This window comes from Xanthomonas sp. BRIP62418 (assembly GCF_003993495.1).
Taxonomy (GTDB): domain Bacteria; phylum Pseudomonadota; class Gammaproteobacteria; order Xanthomonadales; family Xanthomonadaceae; genus Xanthomonas; species Xanthomonas euroxanthea.
Map to the genome: position 1 here is coordinate 38,485 of NZ_QEZG01000024.1, position 17,992 is coordinate 56,476.

The following is a 17,992-nucleotide window of genomic DNA, read 5'->3' on the forward strand; positions in this document are numbered from 1 at the left end:
AAGGGCCGGCATCCGGCCACGCATGGGCAGGTCTACCGCCGCGGCGCTAACCGCTGACGGCCACTTGCTGCAACAATCGGGGACTGGGCGCGCGCGTCCATCCCCCGCTGCGCGCACGCCAGTGACGCTCAGGAACAGACATACCGACCGCCGGCTGTCCGGCGCCTTTCCGACCAGCTGCTGATCACGATGTCTCCAGAATCTGAAATTCGGTCCATGCATAACACCCTGATCCTGTTCGGCGCCACCGGCGATCTCGCCCAGCGCTATCTCTTCCCGTCCCTGCTGCGACTGTTCGTCGACGGCCTGCTGCCGGAGGATTTCCGTATCCGTGCGCTGGCATTGTCGCCGCACGACACCGAGGCCTTCCGCGAGGTCCTGCGCCCGCGCCTGGCCGCCGCACTGCCGATCGCCACGCCCGAGCAGATCCAGACGCTGCTGCAGCGGGTCGACTACCGCTCGGTGGATCTGCGCGATGCCGAGTCGGTGGCCAATGCCGTGCGCGAGCTGGCCAACCGCCAGTGCGTGAGCTATCTGGCGATTCCGCCGGGCCTGTACATCAGCACCTGCCAGGGCCTGGCGCTGGGCGGCGCGCTGGCCGCGCCGCACCGGCTGATGCTGGAAAAGCCGATCGGCCACGATTCGGACAGCGCCCGCGAGATCCTGCAGTCGATCGGCGCGCTGATCGACGAAGACCGCGTGTTCCGCCTCGACCATTACCTGGGCAAGGCGGCGGTGCAGAACCTGATCGCGCTGCGCTTCGGCAATACGCTGCTGGAGGCGGTGTGGAACCGCACCTACATCGAGTCGGTACAGATCCTGGTGGCCGAAAGCGAAGGCGTGGACGGGCGCGATGCCTATTACGCCCGCTCCGGCGCGCTGCGCGACATGGTGCAGAGTCACATCCTGCAGCTGTTGTGCCTGGTGGCAATGGAGCCACCGGCCTCGCTGGAAGCCGACCGCATCCGCGACGAGAAGGTCAAGGTGCTGCGCGCCCTGCGCCCGATGACCGCCGAGCATGCCGCCCATGACAGCGTGCGCGGCCGCTACACCGCCGGCAGCATCAATGGCCAGCCGGCGCAGGCGTATCACCCACCGGAAGGCAGCGATGTGGAGACCTTCGTCGCGGTGACCGCGCATATCGACAACTGGCGCTGGGCCGGGGTGCCGTTCCATCTGTGCACCGGCAAGCGTCTGGCCGAGCGCTCCACCCGCATCGTGGTCACCCTCAAGCCGGTGACGCATTGGCTGTTCGAGCGCCCGGACCGGCAGAACGCCGTGCCCAACCGGCTGACCTTCCAGTTGCAGCCGCAGGAAAACATCGAGCTCGGCCTGATGAGCAGCCTGGCCGGCCCGGAATGGGGGGCGATCGAGCTGCAGCCGCTGGAACTGGAACTGTCAGTGCCAACCGGCCTGCACCGGCGCATCGCCTACGAGCGCCTGTTCGTGGATGCCTTCAACGGCAACCCGGCGCTGTTCGTGCGCGACGACGAGGTCAAGGCCGCCTGGTCGTGGATCGACAGCGTCAGCGATGCCTGGAAAGACGCGCAGTTGCCACTGCAGCCCTACCCGGCCGGCAGTTGGGGCCCCGATGCCGCGGCCCCCTTCCTGCCCCCCGCCACCGACGCACAGGGACACACCGCATGACCGCTCCTTCCAAGCCGGTGCTGGTTGCCGATATCGGCGGAACCAATGCGCGCTTCGCGCTGGCCGACGTCGACGCCTCGGTACCGCTGCTGGATGACACCTCGCGCGAATTTGCGGTGGTCGATTTCGGCTCGCTCGGCGAAGCCGCGCGTTACTACCTCGACCAGATCGGCGTGCAGGCCACCCAGGGCGTGTTTGCCGTGGCCGGCCGCGTGGATGGCGACGAGGCACGCATCACCAACCATCCGTGGGTGATCTCGCGCTCGCGCACCGCTGCGATGCTGGGCTTCAGCACCCTGCACCTGATCAACGACTTCGCCGCGCAGGCCATGGCGATCAGCCTGCTGCGCCCGCAGGACGTGGTCCAGGTCGGCGGCGCCAGCTGGCGGCCGGCGCCGATCGACCAGGCGCGCAACTACGGCGTGATCGGCCCGGGCACCGGGCTGGGCGTGGGCGGGCTGATCATCCGCAACGGACGCTGTTTCCCGCTGGAAACCGAAGGCGGCCACGTCAGCTTCCCGCCCGGCACGCCGGAGGAGATCCGCATCCTGGAGATCCTGTCCGAGCAGTTCGGCCGGGTCTCCAACGAGCGGCTGATCTGCGGCCCCGGCCTGGTCAACATCCACCGCGCGCTCAGCGAGATCGCCGGGGTCGACCCGGGTCCGTTGCAGCCCAAGGACATCACCGCACGGGCGGCGGCGGGCGACCCGCGCTCGTCGCGCACCATCGATCTGTTCTGCGCCATCTTCGGCGCGATCGCCGGCGACATGGTGCTCATGCAGGGCGCCTGGGACGGCGTGTTCCTCACTGGCGGGCTGGTGCCCAAGGTGCTGGATTCGCTGCAGCATTCCGGCTTCCGCCAGCGCTTCGAACACAAGGGACGCTTCTCCGCGATCATGTCGCGGGTGCCGTCGCTGGCGGTCATGCATCCGCATGCCGGCCTGCTCGGCGCCGCCGCCTATGCGGTGGATGCGCAGCATCAGCATCCAGGGGAGCAGCGATGAACCTGCAGGACAATCCGCGCATCACACTGGTGCGCTACGAAGACCCGGCCGAATGGACCGAGGCGGTCGCCAGCGAGATGGCCGACCTGCTGGAACAGGAGATTTCGCGCCGCGGCCAGGCGCGCATGCTGCTGTCCGGCGGCACCACACCGGCGCCGGTGTACGAATCCCTCGCCCATCGTCCGCTGGACTGGTCGCGGGTGGAAGTGGGCCTGGTCGACGAGCGCTGGCTCTCGCCGCAGGATCAGGACAGCAACGCCTGGCTGGTCAATCACAGCTTCTTGACCCATGCACCGGCGGCGACCTTCATTCCGCTGGTGCGCCCGGGCAAGCAATTGCCCGAGTGCGTGCACACCGCGAACCTGCAGGCCAGGCATGCCGAACCCGCATGCCTGGCAGTGCTGGGCATGGGCGGCGACGGCCACACCGCCTCGTTGTTTCCGGGCTCGACCGACTTGAGCAAGGCGCTTTCCAGCCCGCAGCCCTATGCGTCGCTGGATGCCACCGGCTGCCCCGGTTCGAATCAGTGGCCGCTGCGGATCACGCTGACACCGGCCGGGCTTGCCACCATCCCGACCCGCTTGCTGCTGCTGCGCGGCAAGCAGAAGCTTGACGTATTGCAGGCTGCGCTGGCGGGCGATGATGTCAGCGAGTATCCGATCCGGGTGGCGCTGCAGCAGCCGGGCCCGAAGTTGCGGGTTCACTGGTGTGCTTGAGTGCGAGTCCCTCGCAACAGCCGATTTGGTGCGAGTCCTTCGCAACAGCCGATTTTGTGCGACTCCTTCGCAACAGCCCGCACATCCATGTGCGGGGATCTAAAAAAGCGTGATTACTTTCTTCCCCCGTTTCTCATAGCCGGTAGCCAATGAGCCTGCATCCGAACATCCAAGCTGTCACCGACCGTATCCGCAAGCGCAGCGCGCCGTCGCGCGCGGCGTATCTGGCCGGTCTCGATGCCGCCCTGCGCGAGGGTCCGTTCCGTAGCCGTCTGAGCTGCGGCAATCTTGCGCATGGTTTCGCTGCGTCCGAGCCGACCGACAAGTCGCGCCTGCGCGGTGCGGCCACGCCCAACCTGGGCATCATCACCGCCTACAACGACATGCTGTCGGCACATCAGCCGTTCGAGCATTACCCGCAGCTGATCCGTGAGACCGCGCGTACGCTCGGCGCCACCGCGCAGGTTGCCGGCGGCGTGCCGGCGATGTGCGACGGGGTGACCCAGGGCCGCGCGGGCATGGAGCTGTCGCTGTTCTCGCGCGACAACATTGCCCAGGCCACGGCGATCGGCCTGAGCCACGACATGTTCGACAGCGTGGTGTACCTGGGCGTGTGCGACAAGATCGTGCCGGGCCTTTTGATCGGCGCGCTGGCGTTCGGGCACCTGCCGGCGCTGTTCATGCCGGCCGGCCCGATGACGCCGGGCATTCCGAACAAGCAGAAGGCCGAAGTGCGCGAGCGCTACGCCGCTGGCGAAGCCACCCGCGCCGAATTGCTGGAAGCCGAATCGTCTTCGTATCACTCGCCCGGCACCTGCACCTTCTACGGCACCGCCAACTCCAACCAGGTGTTGCTCGAAGCGATGGGCGTGCAGCTGCCCGGCGCCTCGTTCGTCAACCCGGAACTGCAATTGCGCGATGCGCTGACCCGCGAGGGCACCGCGCGTGCGCTGGCAATCTCCGCACTGGGCCAGGACTTCCGTCCGTTCGGTCGCCTGATCGACGAGCGCGCCATCGTCAACGCCGTGGTCGCGCTGATGGCCACCGGCGGCTCCACCAATCACACCATCCACTGGATTGCGGTGGCGCGCGCGGCCGGCATCGTGCTGACCTGGGACGACATGGACCTGATCTCGCAGACCGTGCCGTTGCTGACCCGCATCTATCCCAACGGCGAAGCCGACGTGAACCGCTTCCAGGCTGCGGGCGGCACCGCGTTCGTGTTCCGCGAGCTGATGGACGCCGGGATGATGCACGACGACCTGCCCACCGTGGTCGAGGGCGGCATGCGCGCCTATGCCAACGAGCCACGCCTGCAGGACGGCAAGATCGTGTACGTGCCCGGCACCGCGACCACCGCCGACGACAGCGTGGCGCGCCCAGTCAGCGCCGCATTCGAGTCGCAGGGCGGCCTGCGCCTGCTGCGCGGCAACCTGGGCCGTTCGCTGATCAAGCTGTCGGCGGTCAAGCCGCAGCACCGCACGATCAAGGCGCCGGCGGTGGTGATCGATACGCCGCAGGTGCTCAACAAGCTGCATGCCGCCGGCGTGCTGCCGCACGATTTCGTGGTGGTGCTGCGCTACCAGGGTCCGCGTGCCAATGGCATGCCGGAACTGCACTCGATGGCACCGCTGCTGGGCCTGTTGCAGAACCAGGGCCGGCGCGTGGCGCTGGTCACCGACGGCCGTCTGTCCGGTGCCTCGGGCAAGTTCCCGGCGGCGATCCACATGACCCCGGAAGCCGCACGCGGCGGTCCGATCGGGCGTGTGCGCGAAGGCGACATCGTGCGCCTGGACGGCGAAGCCGGCACGCTGGAAGTGCTGGTGTCGGCCGAAGAATGGGCATCGCGCGAGGTCGCGCCGAACACCTCGGTGGCCGGCAACGACCTGGGACGCAACCTGTTCGCGATCAACCGCCAGGTGGTTGGCCCGGCCGACCAGGGCGCCATCTCGATTTCCTGCGGCCCGACCCGTCCGGACGGCGCGCTGTGGAGCTACGACGCCGAGTACGAACTCGGTGCCGATGCAGCGGCCGCCGCCGCACCGCACGAGTCCAAGGACGCCTGATTCCCCTTCCCTCTGCGCGACCGCCCTGCGGTCGCCGTCTACCGGAGTTGCAATGACGATTGCCCAGACCCAGAACACCGCCGAACAGCTGCTGCGCGACGCCGGCATCCTGCCGGTGGTCACCGTGGACACGCTGGACCAGGCCCGCCGCGTCGCCGATGCGCTGCTCGAAGGCGGCCTGCCCGCGATCGAGCTGACCCTGCGCACCCCGGTCGCGATCGACGCACTGGCCATGCTCAAGCGCGAGCTGCCCGACATCGTGATCGGCGCCGGCACCGTGCTGAGCGAGCTGCAACTGCGTCAGTCGGTGGATGCCGGTGCGGACTTCTTGGTCACCCCGGGCACGCCGGCGCCGCTGGCGCGCCTGCTGGCCGACGCGCCGATTCCCGCAGTGCCTGGCGCGGCCACGCCGACCGAACTGCTGACCCTGATGGGCCTGGGCTTCCGCGTCTGCAAGCTGTTCCCGGCCACCGCCGTGGGGGGATTGCAAATGCTCAAGGGCTTGGCCGGTCCGCTGTCCGAGCTCAAGCTCTGCCCCACCGGCGGCATCAGCGAAGCCAACGCGGCCGAGTTCCTGTCGCAGCCGAACGTGCTGTGCATCGGCGGCTCGTGGATGGTGCCCAAGGACTGGCTGGCCCAGGGCCAGTGGGACAAGGTGAAGGAAAGCTCGGCCAAGGCTGCAGCGATCGTGCGGCAGGTGCGGGCTGGCTGATTTGTGGGCCGCATCCCGCGCGGGATAGCCGGGTGGAAGCTGGTTGGCTGAGGAACGCTGATCAGCTGGCGTCCTGGTGTTGACTGAGGAAAGCCCGGGTTGCTGGCGGTTTGGTTTTGGTCGAGGAGAGCCCGATTGGCTGGCGCCTTGATTCCATGCGTGGGAGCGGCCCGCGGGCGCCGGGGCAGGACACGCCGTGAACCCATCCATGGGGGCTCTTACACGCGCCATGTCGTGTAAGGTCCCGCCCCGGCGCCCGCGGACCACTCTCGAATGTTCCTGCGTTGGCGGAACGGAGAGCAGATTGGCACGCATCAAAATCGAGCACTGAACCGGCTGCCGTTTTTCGTCGCCCAACGTCGCGGAAACGACTCGCCGAAGCGACAGCGTGGCCGGGGATTGGCGGAGAGCGGCACAGGGATGTGCCGCGGCGGCGAGTCAGACAGGATGTCTGACCGAGCCGAGGAGCCAGTCCGCGGACGCGCTGCCGCCCTCACCGAAGCCAGCGACTGACAGCCGCTTGATTGGCAGTGCCCGGGGCACCCGTACCCTCACCCCAACCCCTCTCCCGACAGGAGAGGGGCTCAGGCGGCGTGTGAGGTTCAAGACTCAAGCGCAACGCTCGCCGGCGGCATCTTCGGCACACCGCGCGCACGTCGTACCAGCGCTGCTGCGCCATTGCTCATGTCATCGAGAATCGCGTAGATCGTCGGCAGGAACAGCAGGCTCACCACCGTCGAAAATGCCAGCCCGCCGGCAATCGCGCGGGCCATCGGGAAGTACGGCGGGCCGTCGCTGAACATCGTGGTGCTGGTCAGCGAGATCGGCACCATCGCCAGGATGGCGGTGCCCATCGTCATCATGATCGGCCGCAGGCGCTCGCGTGAGCCTTCGATCAGCGCCTGGGTGCGGCCCATGCCGCGGCGGCGCAGGTTGTTGATGTGCTCGATCATCACGATGCCGTTGTTCACCACCACGCCCATCAACACCAGGATGCCGATGAAGGACATGATCCCGAACGAAGTGCCGGTGATCCAGAACAGCCAGAACACCCCGAAGATCGAAAACACCACGCCGCTCATGATCGCCGCAGGAAACAGCAGCGACTCGAACACCGCCGCCATCACCACATAGATCATCACCAGCGCGATCACCAGGTTGAACACCATCTGGCCCATCGCTTCGCCGTCGTCCTGGTAATCGCCGCCGTCGAAGGTGTAGCTGTAACCGGCCGGGAAGCTCATTGCCTTGAGCGGCTTTTCCATTGCCGCGCGTGCTTCCGGTACGGTGACCTTGCTGGCCAGGTTGGCCTTGATGGTCAGCGTGGTCTGCCGATTGGTACGGCCGATCTGCGTGGCGGCCGGGCGAATCTGCACATCCACCAGGCTGAGCAACGGCACGCTGCGGCCATCCTTGGTGCGCACCGTGAAGCTGGCCAGGTCTTCCGGCTTGCTCTGTTCGGCGCCGGCAAAGCGCACCCACACCGGCACCTCGTTGTCGCCGCGGCGGAACTCGCGCAATGGCGTGCCACGCAAGGCCAGGCCCACGAAGCTTGCCACCTGTTCGGCACTGAAGCCGAAGGCCGCCGCACGCTCGCGGTCCACCCGGATCGCCAACTCGCTGGTGCGATCGCCGGTATCCACATGCACATCGCGCAATTCCTTGCGCTGCGCCAGCAATGGGATCACCTCATCGGCCAAGGCCTGCAGGGCCTGGGTCGAGTCGCCGACCAGCTGCACCTGCACCCCTTGATTGCCGCTGCCGCCATCGCCCTGGTTGCCGATGCTGTAGTCCGCACGTGCCGAGCGCGGCAATGCCTTGCGGATCTGTTCCAACAGCGGTGGCAGGTCCTTGACCTTGCCCGCGTCGAAGGTCACGGTGGTGCTGCTGCCTTCGGCCTCGCTGAACCACGAATAGATCTGGGTGATGTGGTACTTGTCGCGATGGGCCTGCAGGTAGTGCTCGACCCGCCCGACCTCCTCGCCCATCTGCTCATGCGTGTACGAGCCTTTCCACTGGTACTGGATGAAGGCCTCGTTGCCGCCATCGCCGCCGAACATGTCGACCTTGGTCAACTTCATCGGCACCAGGCTGATCGCACTGACCAGCACGATGCCGGCCACGCTCCAGCCGCGATGCGCCAGCGTCCACGCCAGCACCCTGGCATAACGGCGCTGCAGCCGTGCGATCACGCCGCGCTCGGAGCTCACCATCGGCGGTGTCTTCATGCGCGCCGACAACATCGGAATCAGGCTGATGGCCACCAACCATGAAGCCAGCAGCGAAACCGAAATGGTGATCGCGATCTGTGCCATGAAGATGCTGATGTTGTTGGTCTCACCGAACAGGTTCGGCACGAACACGATGCAATGGCACAAGGTGCCGGCGCTGAGCGCGATCGCCACGCTGCGCGTGCCCAGCAAGGCCGCCAGCTGCGGTTGGCCGGGCATGCGCTCGCGTTCCTGGTAGATGCTTTCCACCACCACCACCGCGTTGTCGACCAGCATGCCGACCGCCAGCAACAGGCCCATCATGGTCAGGATGTTGAGCGTGACGCCGACGAAATACATGAAGCCCAGCGTGATCGCAAAGCAGATCGGAATCGCCAGCGTCACCATCAGCGTCGATGGCCAGTGGCGCAGGAAGAAGAACAGCACCGTGATCGACAACAGCAAGCCCACCGCGCCGGCTTCTGCCAGCTCCGCCAGCGATGAGGTCACCGCCTTGCCCTGGTTGTCGATCACCTTGATCTGCACATCGCGCATCGCAGGTTCGGCGCGAATGTCTTCGACCTCCTTCAACGCCGCCCTGGACACATCCACCAGGTTGGCGCTGCGCTCCTTGTAGATATCCAGCCCGATCGCCGGCCGTCCATCCAGGCGGCGTCCGTAATTCATCCGCGTGGGCTTCAACCGCACCTGCGCAATATCGCCAAGACGCAGCCCTTTTGCGTTGAGCACCAGCTCGCGCAGCTCCTGCAGGTCGCGCAATTCGCCGATCGGCTGGACCCGAATGCGCTGGCCGTTGTCATCGATCTGGCCGGCAGACACCGAGAAGTTGAGCTTGCCCAGGCGCTCGCTCAACTCATTGAGGCTGAGGTCGTGCGCAGTGAGCCGGTCTGGCGCGATCGCGATCTCCACCTCGTTCGGCGGGGCGCCGGAGATCTCCACCTTGGCCACGCCGGGAATCCGTTCGATGCGCCGCTTGAATTCGCGGTCGAGCATGTCGTACGCGCCGGTCAGGTCGGTCTGGCTGGCCAGGCGCACCTTGAGTACCGGTTCGTCGCTGCTGGACCATTTGTAGATGTGGAAGCGCTGCAGATCTTCCGGAAAATCGTCACGGATGGCATCCAGCCGCTCGCGCGCATCCGATGCGGCGATGGCGATGTCGCGATCCCAGTCGGAGAACTCGATGAAGATGTTGGCGCCATCGGCGGTGGCGGTCGAGCGCATGCGCTTGATGCCGGTCATCGTCGCCAGCGCCTCTTCGGCCGGGCGCACCAGGTTGCGTTCCACCTCGTCCGGGGTGGAGCCGGTGTACGGCAGTTGCACGAACAGGAACGGCGCGGAAATGTCCGGCAGCGCCTCCAGTGGCAGCCGGAATGCGGCAATCAGCCCCACCACCACCAGCGAGACGAAGCACATGATGGTGGTGACCGGGCGACGGATGCTGAAGGCGGCAACGCTCATAGCGCCTCCAGCCCGTCGGAGTTCCCGGGTGCCTGCGCACGCTGCCCGGCCATGCGTCGGCCACGCTCCAGGTAGTACGCATCGGCGCGTCGATCCAGCAGGTCGTACACCACCGGGATCACCAGCAGGGTCAGCAGCGTGGACACCAGCAACCCACCGATCACGGTGATCGCCATCGGCGCGCGCACCTCGGCACCCTCACCCATTGCCACCGCCAGCGGCAGGAAACCGAACAAGGTGCACAGCGTGGTCATCACGATCGGCCGCAAGCGCGAACGCGCACCTTCGATCAAGGCCTCGCGCTTGGGCGCGCCGTCCTCGCGCAACTGGTTGACCTTGTCGATCAGGATGATCGCGTTCTTGGTCACCAGCCCCACCAGCAGGATCAAGCCGATGAACACCACCACCGACACCGGCTTGCCGGTCATCAGCAAGGCCAGCACCGCGCCGACCATCGCCAGCGGGATGGTGAACAGGATGACGAACGGATGCAGCAGCGATTCGAACTGCGAGGCCATCACCAGGTAGACCAGGAAGATCGCCAGGCCGAACGCGAACAGCAGCGACTTCACCGATTGCGCCAGCTCCTCGCCCTGCCCGCCGATATGCATGCCCACGCCGGCGGCCAGCGGATCGTTGCGCACCATCGACTCGACCTCGCGCACCGCACCGCCCAGGTCCATGTCATGCAGGCTGGCCGAGACGATCGCCACGCGGGTCTGGTCGGCGCGATGGATCTCGCTCGGCCCGGTCGTCGCCACCACCTCGGCCACCGCTGCCAGACGCACCGGCCGGCTGCTGCCGGGGTTGACGATCAGCTGCCGGATCGCGTCCACGCTGGCGCGGTCGCTGTGCTGCGCGCGCACCAGCACGTCGATCTTGCGATCGCGAAAGCTGTAACGCGTGGCCACGTCCCCGCGCACCTTCTTGACGATGACATCGGCGATCTGGCGCGTGGTCAAGCCCAACGCACCGGCGCGCTCCTGGTCGAAACGGATCTGGATTTCCGGAAAGCCCTCCTCCACCGTCGACTTGACGTCGGCATAGTGGCCATTGGCCCGCAGCATCGCCGCCAGCTTCTGCCCGGCACGTTCCAGCTCGCCCAGGTCCTGCCCACGCAGCTCCACTTCCAGCGGCGTGGAAAAACTGAACAACGCCGGCCGTGCAAAATCCACCTGCGCCCCCGGGTGCCCGGCCATGCTGTTGCGCAGCCGCGTGGTGGCCGCCGCTTCCACTGCCGGGCTGCCGCCACCGGCCATCACCACGGTGAGCTTGCCGATGTTCTCGCCGCTTTCGGTGGGATTGGCGTCCAGCCGCGTGCCGCTGCCGCTGACGCCATACAACGAGGCGATGCCCGGGTCCTTGTCGTGCGCCAGCTGCAACTCGCGCACCAGCGCGTCGGTCTGCGCCAACGGCGTACCGGAAGGCAGCTTCACGGTCATTTCGAAGCGGTCCTGCGCCAGCTGCGGAATCAGGTCCGCCCCCAGCATCGGCACCAGCAACACGGTGCCGACAAACGCGGCCGCCGCCAGTCCCAGCACCAACCCGGGCCGCCGTAACGCCGCCGGCAGCATCGCCAGATAGCCACGCTCGGCGCGGCCATACGGCGCCATCGCCAGATCGCTGGCCTTGCGCATCACCGGCGACACCACCCGCGCGATGCCGCGCCACAGCCGGACCACCGCCCACGCCACAGCGAAGAACGCATAGCGCACGCTCGCCCCGGCTCCGCGCCGGCCGGCGGCCACCGGCTTGAGCCAGCGCTGCTGCGGCTGCCACTGCGGGTGGCTCGGCTCGTCCGGGAACGCCATCGGCGGCGCGCCCTTGAGCGAACTCAGCATCGGGATCAGCGTCATCGATACCACCAGCGAGATCGCGATCGCGATCGCCACGGTCATCGCCTGGTCGCGGAACAGCTGCCCGGCGATGCCCTCGACGAACACCAGCGGCAGGAACACCGCGATCGTGGTCAGCGTGGACGCCATCACCGCCATGCTCACTTCACGGGTGCCGGCGATTGCGGCATCCAGCACGCTCAGGCCGCGCTCGCGCGCCTTGGCGATGCTTTCCAGCACCACGATCGAATCGTCCACCACCAGGCCGGTGGCCAGCGCCAGACCGCCCAGCGACATCACGTTGAGGCTCAGGCCCAGCTGGCCCATGAAGAAGAACGTGGTGATGATCGACACCGGCAGCGACAGGCTGATCACGAAGGTGCTCCAGCCATCGCGCAGGAACAGGAAGATGATCAGGATCGCCAGCACGCCGCCGATCACCGCATCCTTCTTGACGTCGCTGATCGCGTGCTCGATGAAGTGCGACTGGTCCTCGATGGTGGTGATTTCGACATCGCCGGGCACGGTCGCCTTCAACTGCTCCAGCCGCTTGCGCAGCGCTGCGGCGGTGGACACGGTGTTGGCGTCGCCTTCCTTGTAGATCGCCAGCTCCACCGCTTCCTTGCCGCCCAGGCGGATGATCGCCTCGCGCTCCTTGTAGCCCTGGCGCACCTCGGCCACATCCTTCAATCGCACCGGCATGCCGCCGGCAATGCTGCTGGTCGACGACGAGGACGTGCTCTGCACCTCGGCCGCCGCCGCCAGCGCCGCCTGCGATCCGGTGGACGCGGCGATCGCATACATCTGCTGCATCGCCGCTTCCGCGGCGCTGCCGCTGCTGCTCTGCGTGGTCACCAGCATGTTGCGGATCTCGTCCAGATCCACGAACTGGTTGACCGTGCGCACCAAGTACCGCTGCGAGCCTTCTTCCAGCCGGCCGCCGGAGATGTTGACGTTCTCTTCCTTGAGCCGGGTGATCACGTTGTCGATCGGCAGGTTGAGCTGGGCCAGCTTCTGCTGATCGATATCGACCTGGATCTCGTCCTCCAGCCCGCCGCCGACCTTGACCGCGGCCACGCCGGCCACCGGTTCGAGCTTCTTTTTCAGATCCTCGTCGGCATACCGACGCAAGCCGGTGAGCTGGCGGATCGCATCGCTGTCGGAGGACGGTGCCTGCTTCGGCGACAACGCCAGCCGCATGATCGGCTCGGTCGATGGATTGAAGCGCAGCAACACCGGCGGCTTGGTTTCCAGCGGCAGCGACAAGGCTTCCATCTTGTCGCGCACCTCCAGGCTGGCCTGGTCCATGTTGGTGCCCCAGGCGAATTCCAGCACAACATCGCTCTGCCCGGTGCGCGAGATCGACTTGAGCTTGCGCAGGTTCTTGACCACGCCGACCGCTTCCTCCACCGGCTCGGTCACCAGCGTTTCGATTTCCGCCGGCGCCGCGCCGGTGTATTCGGTGCGCACGGTCAGCGTGGGATAGCTCAGATCCGGCAGCAGATTGACCTTGAGGCTGCGCAAGGCGATCAGCCCGAACAGCAGCATGGTCACGGTGATCATCGCGATGGTCACCCGCCGCCGCGTGGCGAAGGCCACCAGACCGCCACCGCCGGACAAGGACGCATGCGGGTCGTGCACGGGTCCGTGCGGGTTGCCGTGATCGCTCATGAGCGCTTCCCGTCGCTGCCGGTTGCCGGCGCCGCAGCCGCAACCGGCTTGCGATCGGGCTGGCCGATCACCTGCACCGCAGTGCCATCGCGCAGCGCCACCTTGCCGGCGGTCACCACCTGGTCGCCTTCCTTCAGGCCTTGCCGCACTTCCAGCCATGGGCCTTCGGCATAGCCGAGTTTCACCGGCACCCGGCTGGCCTTGCCGTTGCGCACCACGAATACCGCCGGCTCGCCATCATCCAGCAGTGCCAGGCGCGGAATCACCAATGCATCCTTGCGCTGGTCGTAGTCGATGCGGATGCGCCCGAACATGCCCGGCTGCAGCGCTTCGGCGCCCTGGCCAAACGCACAGATCACCCGGAAGGTGCCGCTGCCCGAATCCACCACCGGCGCAATGCGATCGACCTTGCCGATGAACTGCTGGCCGGGCAAGGCATCGGCCAGCAAGGTCACCGGCTGGCCGGATTTGAGCGTGGCCAGTTCGCGCTCGGGCACGTTGAGCGTGGCCTCCAGCTGCGAGTCGTCGACGATGCGGAAGATCGGCGTATTGATCTGCACGAAGTTGCCGGTCTTGATCGAGCGCGAGGCGATCACCCCGGAAATCGGCGCCTGCACCGTGGTGTAGGACAGTTCCAGCGATGCCAGGCGGTGCTGCGCGCGGCTGTTTTCGACATCGAACTTGAGCTGGTCGACATCGGCGGCACTGACCAGTTGCTGCCCCACCAACTGGGTGGCGCGACGGTAGCTGTTCTCCAGCTTGCGCAGCTGCGCCTCGCTTTGCGCCACCGCCAGATGCGCGCGGTCCGGATCCAGGCGGACCAGCGCCTGGCCCGCGGACACCTTCTGCCCCTCTTCCACCATCACCGCCAGCGCCACACCGGAGGTCTTTGCCACCACCTGTGCTTCGGCACGCGGCTCCAGCGCGGCGGTGCCGGTATAGCTGGCCGCCACCGCACGGCGTGCGGCCTTGGCAATTTCCACCGGCACCGCGTCGACGCTCTTCTTTTCCTCGGCCGCCTTGGCCGCGCCATCTCCGGCCTTGCAACCGCCCAGCAACAGGCTCGTGGTGATCAACAATGCGGCGGCGCAGGTTCCGCTGCGGCCGGGCAAGAAAGAGCGTGGCGACATCGTCGTGTCCTAGTGGATGCGTGAACAGGTGTTGTAGGCAAGTAGACCACCCGAACGATGATGTCGCCAATGCGCCAAAGGTCATGGTCTGTTCAAGTTCGCCTATTCACCCCGTTTGCGCGAGGCCAAATCGCAGGCATACTCGGACCGGTTCCGTCATGCCCCCACGTGCGGACGTTCAATCAGTCTTCCGGATACGAAACCATGCGCCCGCAGCCGCTCGCCGCTTGTCTCGCTCTGGTCGTCTTCCTGCCGTTTGGGGGCGCATCAGCGACACCATCAGTCCCGCCAGCCGCACCCGCCACGCCTGCGCCCACTGCGGCGGCGGCCCCCCCCGCAGCGCCCACCGGCAACCCGTCCAACGGCCGCTTGCTGGCCTATACATGTCAGGGTTGCCACGGGGTCACCGGGTACAAGAACGCCTATCCGAGTTATCGCGTGCCCAAGATCGGCGGCCAGTCCAGTCAGTATCTGACCCAGGCGCTGACCGAGTACCGCCAGGGCAAACGCAAGCATCCCACCATGCAAGCGCAGGCGCAGAGCTTTTCCGAGCAGGACATCGCCGATATCTCCGCCTACCTGTCCACCCTCAAATAAGCGCCCACATGCCGAACGCCCTGCACGCTCCGCGTCTAGCCATCGTCCTGGTCGCTGCCCTGATGGTGGCGGCCTGCTCCCAATCCCAGGTGGAGTCCACCGATCATTCCGCCGGCGATGCCGGCCACGCCAGCGGCGAACATGGCTCCGGTTCGTCCGCCGGGCTGCCGACCGGGCGCGCCGAGGCCGGAGACAAGCTGGCGCATGCGAAGGGCAAGGCCACCGGCCAGAGCTGCATCGATTGCCATGGCGCCGACGGCAATGTTCCCATCGACCCCAGCTATCCCAAGCTCGGCGGCCAGTACGGCGACTACCTTGCGCACGCCCTGCAGGCCTACCGCAGCGGCGATCGCCAGCACCCGCTGATGACCGCACAGGCCACCGCGCTGAGCGATCAGGACATTGCCGATCTGGCCGCCTACTTTGGTGCGCGGCAGACGCAGCTGCGCGATCTGCACGGCGTCAACTGAGTTGCAGACGCGTCGGGTGCCCCGCGCACGTTGCGTCTCATTCGAGATGAAAAAGCACTTGCGCGAACATTAACAGGCCGCTATCATTTCGTTCTCAGTTTCGTGGGGCCATAGCTCAGCTGGGAGAGCGCCTGCATGGCATGCAGGAGGTCGGCGGTTCGATCCCGCCTGGCTCCACCAATCCTGGCTTAGGCCGCCAGGTAGACAAACTCAGGTTTTGATATGCGTCCCCATCGTCTAGAGGCCTAGGACACCACCCTTTCACGGTGGACACCGGGGTTCGAATCCCCGTGGGGACGCCAATCATCAGAAAGCCTCGGCATCGCCGGGGCTTTTTTTTGCGTGTTTTTCGGCATCGCTCGTGTGTCGTGGATCTGCACGCGGCCCATCTGGTGCGGCATGTCGTCATGCGGATATCGAAGATGCAGCGGCAGCGTGTTGCCGCAATGCAAGCGGCCCCTTTGCTGATCCGCCGTCGGCTGCAGCGCAACAGCACGCATGCCGATGACCGCGAACGCGCACCCCTTGCAACGCAGGTCGATCACTTGCGCAACGACTGCTGCACATGCCCAGCCTGCGGATAACCAAGGCCACTGCATCGTTGCGCTCTACCCGATCGGACAATCCCCGCACAGCGACATCCAGCTCCATCAATCGGCGATGCTGGAACGCATCACATGCCTGCATCTGCACGCGCCATGCTGACCCTGCCACCGGCAATCGCTCAGCACATCTTTTTTTGCACGCACCACTTCCCAAGCGTCATCGATGTCGCTATGATTGCCGGCTCGCAGCATCGTGGGGCCATAGCTCAGCTGGGAGAGCGCCTGCATGGCATGCAGGAGGTCGGCGGTTCGATCCCGCCTGGCTCCACCAGTATTCCCGACATAGGCCGTCTGGAATCTACAACCAGGTTTTGATACGCGTCCCCATCGTCTAGAGGCCTAGGACACCACCCTTTCACGGTGGACACCGGGGTTCGAATCCCCGTGGGGACGCCAATCATCAGAAAGCCTCGGCATTGCCGGGGCTTTTTTTTGCCTGATGCTGCTCAGCAGCCCCCTGCTTCACCGCATGCGATCGGTAGCGACGCGACCACATATCGTTGAGCTGCCAGTTCAACGAGCCTATCGACTGCGGGCGCGAGGCGGTGTCGCTGCATCCACACGCACGCACCGCCGATCGAATGTGGAACGTGTGCACTCGATGACGCACCAACCGGCTTGCGCATCGACCAACGTCCGCACCACGCCAGATCAGGTCTGGCCGACATCCAGCGCCTTGCGGCCTTCGTGGGTGAGATCGATATCGCCGTCTTCGGCCTGTGTCGCATAGCCGGCGCGCACCGCCCAGTTGGCCTCTTCGTCGGTCACCGGCTTGGTGTCGTGGATGTCGCGCAAAATGCGCAGCTGCTGCGAAGAATCAAAATCCATGGAAGCCACCTGCTTGAAAGAGCTGTCCAAGGTACGCACCGCGCGTGATGGTTGCGTGCCTGCAGGCGCAAGGTGGCAGGGCTGCCTCATCTCGACTGCATTCTTCAGCAACTACGCGGCAGCGATGCGGGCCAGCGAACACACTGCCATGCAAGCACGGCACGACGCTGCGCCGCCTGGCGCACAACATCGACACCCCCTCGCTCCACGCCCGACGGCACTGCGCAAGCGCGGCGATGCAATCACCGGCAGGCATTCGCCTGCTCCGGCACGGCTGTCGAGCGCCAAAAAGAAAAGCCCCTCTGACTGTCGCCAGAAGGGCTCTGCTTGTACCGCTACATCCTGGTGCCGAAGGTGGGACTCGAACCCACACGCTTTTAAGGGCGGCGGATTTTGAGTCCGCTGCGTCTACCGATTCCGCCACTTCGGCGTGGCCGCGCAGTATAGCGAGTTGTACATGAAACGAACAGTGTCAGAACGCGCCTGACGAATTCAGGTGCAAGCGGAGTCATCAGCGCCGCGGCGAAGCAGTGTCGATATACTGGCCGACTTAGGTGAAGGAGTAAGCAATGTCGGTGTTGCGTGGAGTTCGGGTGCTGGTGGTCGAGAACGACCAGATGAATGCCATGCTGCTCGACCTGCAGCTCGTCCAGGCCGGTGCCGTCGTGCTGGGTCCGGTCGGAGAGGTTGCACAGGCGCTGACGCTGATCAAGGCCGATGCGCCGGAAATCGCGGTGCTCGATTACCGTCTTGGCAACGGCGAGACCAGCGAGCCGGTCGCCCGACTGTTGTCGGAACTGGGGATTCCGTTCGTGCTGGCCACCGGTGTTGCCAGTGGCACCATCCCCGGCGGCTTCGAACGCGGCGTGATCCTGACCAAGCCTTACTTGTCCGAAGAGCTGATCAGCGCGCTGTCCAGGGCACGGCAGCTGAGCGGTGCCGCCAGCTGAGCGCAACCGCCTACCGGTGTATCGCAAGCACGTGGCGCGGTCGATAGTTGGCACTCTTCGGTAACCAATTGC

General features: G+C 66.1%; 12 protein-coding genes and 5 tRNA genes. 12 read left to right on the forward strand and 5 right to left on the reverse strand.

Annotation, left to right across the window (positions count from 1 at the left end; all coding sequences use genetic code 11):
* The first annotated feature begins 216 nt into the window (after positions 1–216).
* From zwf to EO174_RS02775, 5 genes are all read left to right on the forward strand, one after another.
* Positions 217–1,647 (forward strand): glucose-6-phosphate dehydrogenase, encoded by a 1,431-nt coding sequence (gene zwf, locus EO174_RS02755; RefSeq protein WP_115676951.1) that lies wholly within the window; start codon positions 217–219, stop codon positions 1,645–1,647.
* Positions 1,644–2,651, forward strand: coding sequence for a glucokinase (glk, locus tag EO174_RS02760; protein WP_126942086.1), 1,008 nt, complete (start codon positions 1,644–1,646; stop codon positions 2,649–2,651). The genes zwf and glk overlap by 4 nt, the downstream gene beginning before the upstream one ends.
* Positions 2,648–3,367, forward strand: coding sequence for a 6-phosphogluconolactonase (gene pgl, locus EO174_RS02765; protein ID WP_104582556.1), 720 nt, complete (start codon positions 2,648–2,650; stop codon positions 3,365–3,367). The genes glk and pgl overlap by 4 nt, the downstream gene beginning before the upstream one ends.
* A gap of 149 nt (positions 3,368–3,516) precedes the next feature.
* Positions 3,517–5,433 carry a phosphogluconate dehydratase gene (gene edd, locus EO174_RS02770; protein WP_126942088.1) on the forward strand — a complete coding sequence of 639 codons (1,917 nt, stop codon included), beginning with the start codon at positions 3,517–3,519 and terminating at the stop codon, positions 5,431–5,433.
* Positions 5,434–5,485: 52 nt separating this feature from the next.
* Positions 5,486–6,145 carry a bifunctional 4-hydroxy-2-oxoglutarate aldolase/2-dehydro-3-deoxy-phosphogluconate aldolase gene (locus EO174_RS02775; RefSeq protein WP_104650443.1) on the forward strand — a complete coding sequence of 220 codons (660 nt, stop codon included), beginning with the start codon at positions 5,486–5,488 and terminating at the stop codon, positions 6,143–6,145.
* Positions 6,146–6,747: 602 nt separating this feature from the next.
* On the opposite strand, the gene EO174_RS02785 is transcribed toward EO174_RS02775, so the two are convergent.
* The 3 genes from EO174_RS02785 to EO174_RS02795 are packed head-to-tail and all read right to left on the reverse strand — an operon-like array spanning position 6,748 to position 14,470.
* Entirely contained in the window at positions 6,748–9,834 is a 3,087-nt protein-coding gene (locus EO174_RS02785) for an efflux RND transporter permease subunit (protein ID WP_115676950.1), read from the reverse strand.
* On the reverse strand, positions 9,831–13,340 hold the full coding sequence (locus tag EO174_RS02790) for an efflux RND transporter permease subunit (protein WP_126942090.1): 3,510 nt from the start codon (positions 13,338–13,340) through the stop codon (positions 9,831–9,833). The genes EO174_RS02785 and EO174_RS02790 overlap by 4 nt, the downstream gene beginning before the upstream one ends.
* A complete protein-coding gene (locus tag EO174_RS02795; protein ID WP_164739042.1) occupies positions 13,337–14,470 on the reverse strand; it encodes an efflux RND transporter periplasmic adaptor subunit in 1,134 nt (377 codons plus the stop codon). The genes EO174_RS02790 and EO174_RS02795 overlap by 4 nt, the downstream gene beginning before the upstream one ends.
* A gap of 204 nt (positions 14,471–14,674) precedes the next feature.
* Here EO174_RS02795 and EO174_RS02800 point away from each other — a divergent pair, with 204 nt between their 5' ends.
* The 6 genes from EO174_RS02800 to EO174_RS02830 all read left to right on the forward strand — a co-directional run bounded on the left by EO174_RS02800 (position 14,675) and on the right by EO174_RS02830 (position 16,538).
* Complete coding sequence (locus EO174_RS02800) at positions 14,675–15,067, forward strand: cytochrome c (RefSeq protein WP_126942092.1); 393 nt, start codon at positions 14,675–14,677, stop codon at positions 15,065–15,067.
* Between the two features lie 8 nt (positions 15,068–15,075).
* Positions 15,076–15,537, forward strand: coding sequence for a cytochrome c (locus EO174_RS02805; RefSeq protein WP_164740057.1), 462 nt, complete (start codon positions 15,076–15,078; stop codon positions 15,535–15,537).
* Between the two features lie 104 nt (positions 15,538–15,641).
* Positions 15,642–15,717, forward strand: a tRNA-Ala gene (locus EO174_RS02810).
* Positions 15,718–15,763: 46 nt separating this feature from the next.
* A tRNA-Glu gene (locus EO174_RS02815) sits at positions 15,764–15,839 on the forward strand.
* A 498-nt stretch (positions 15,840–16,337) separates the two neighbouring features.
* Positions 16,338–16,413 (forward strand) — tRNA-Ala (locus EO174_RS02825).
* Positions 16,414–16,462: 49 nt separating this feature from the next.
* Positions 16,463–16,538 (forward strand) — tRNA-Glu (locus tag EO174_RS02830).
* 255 nt (positions 16,539–16,793) lie between these two features.
* Here EO174_RS02830 and EO174_RS02835 read toward each other — a convergent pair.
* A complete protein-coding gene (locus EO174_RS02835) occupies positions 16,794–16,970 on the reverse strand; it encodes a hypothetical protein (protein ID WP_104582549.1) in 177 nt (58 codons plus the stop codon).
* A gap of 343 nt (positions 16,971–17,313) precedes the next feature.
* Positions 17,314–17,400, reverse strand: a tRNA-Leu gene (locus EO174_RS02840).
* Positions 17,401–17,539: 139 nt separating this feature from the next.
* Here EO174_RS02840 and EO174_RS02845 point away from each other — a divergent pair.
* Positions 17,540–17,920, forward strand: a complete 381-nt coding sequence (locus EO174_RS02845) for a response regulator (RefSeq protein WP_104582548.1) — start codon at positions 17,540–17,542, stop codon at positions 17,918–17,920.
* The last annotated feature ends 72 nt before the right edge of the window (positions 17,921–17,992 follow it).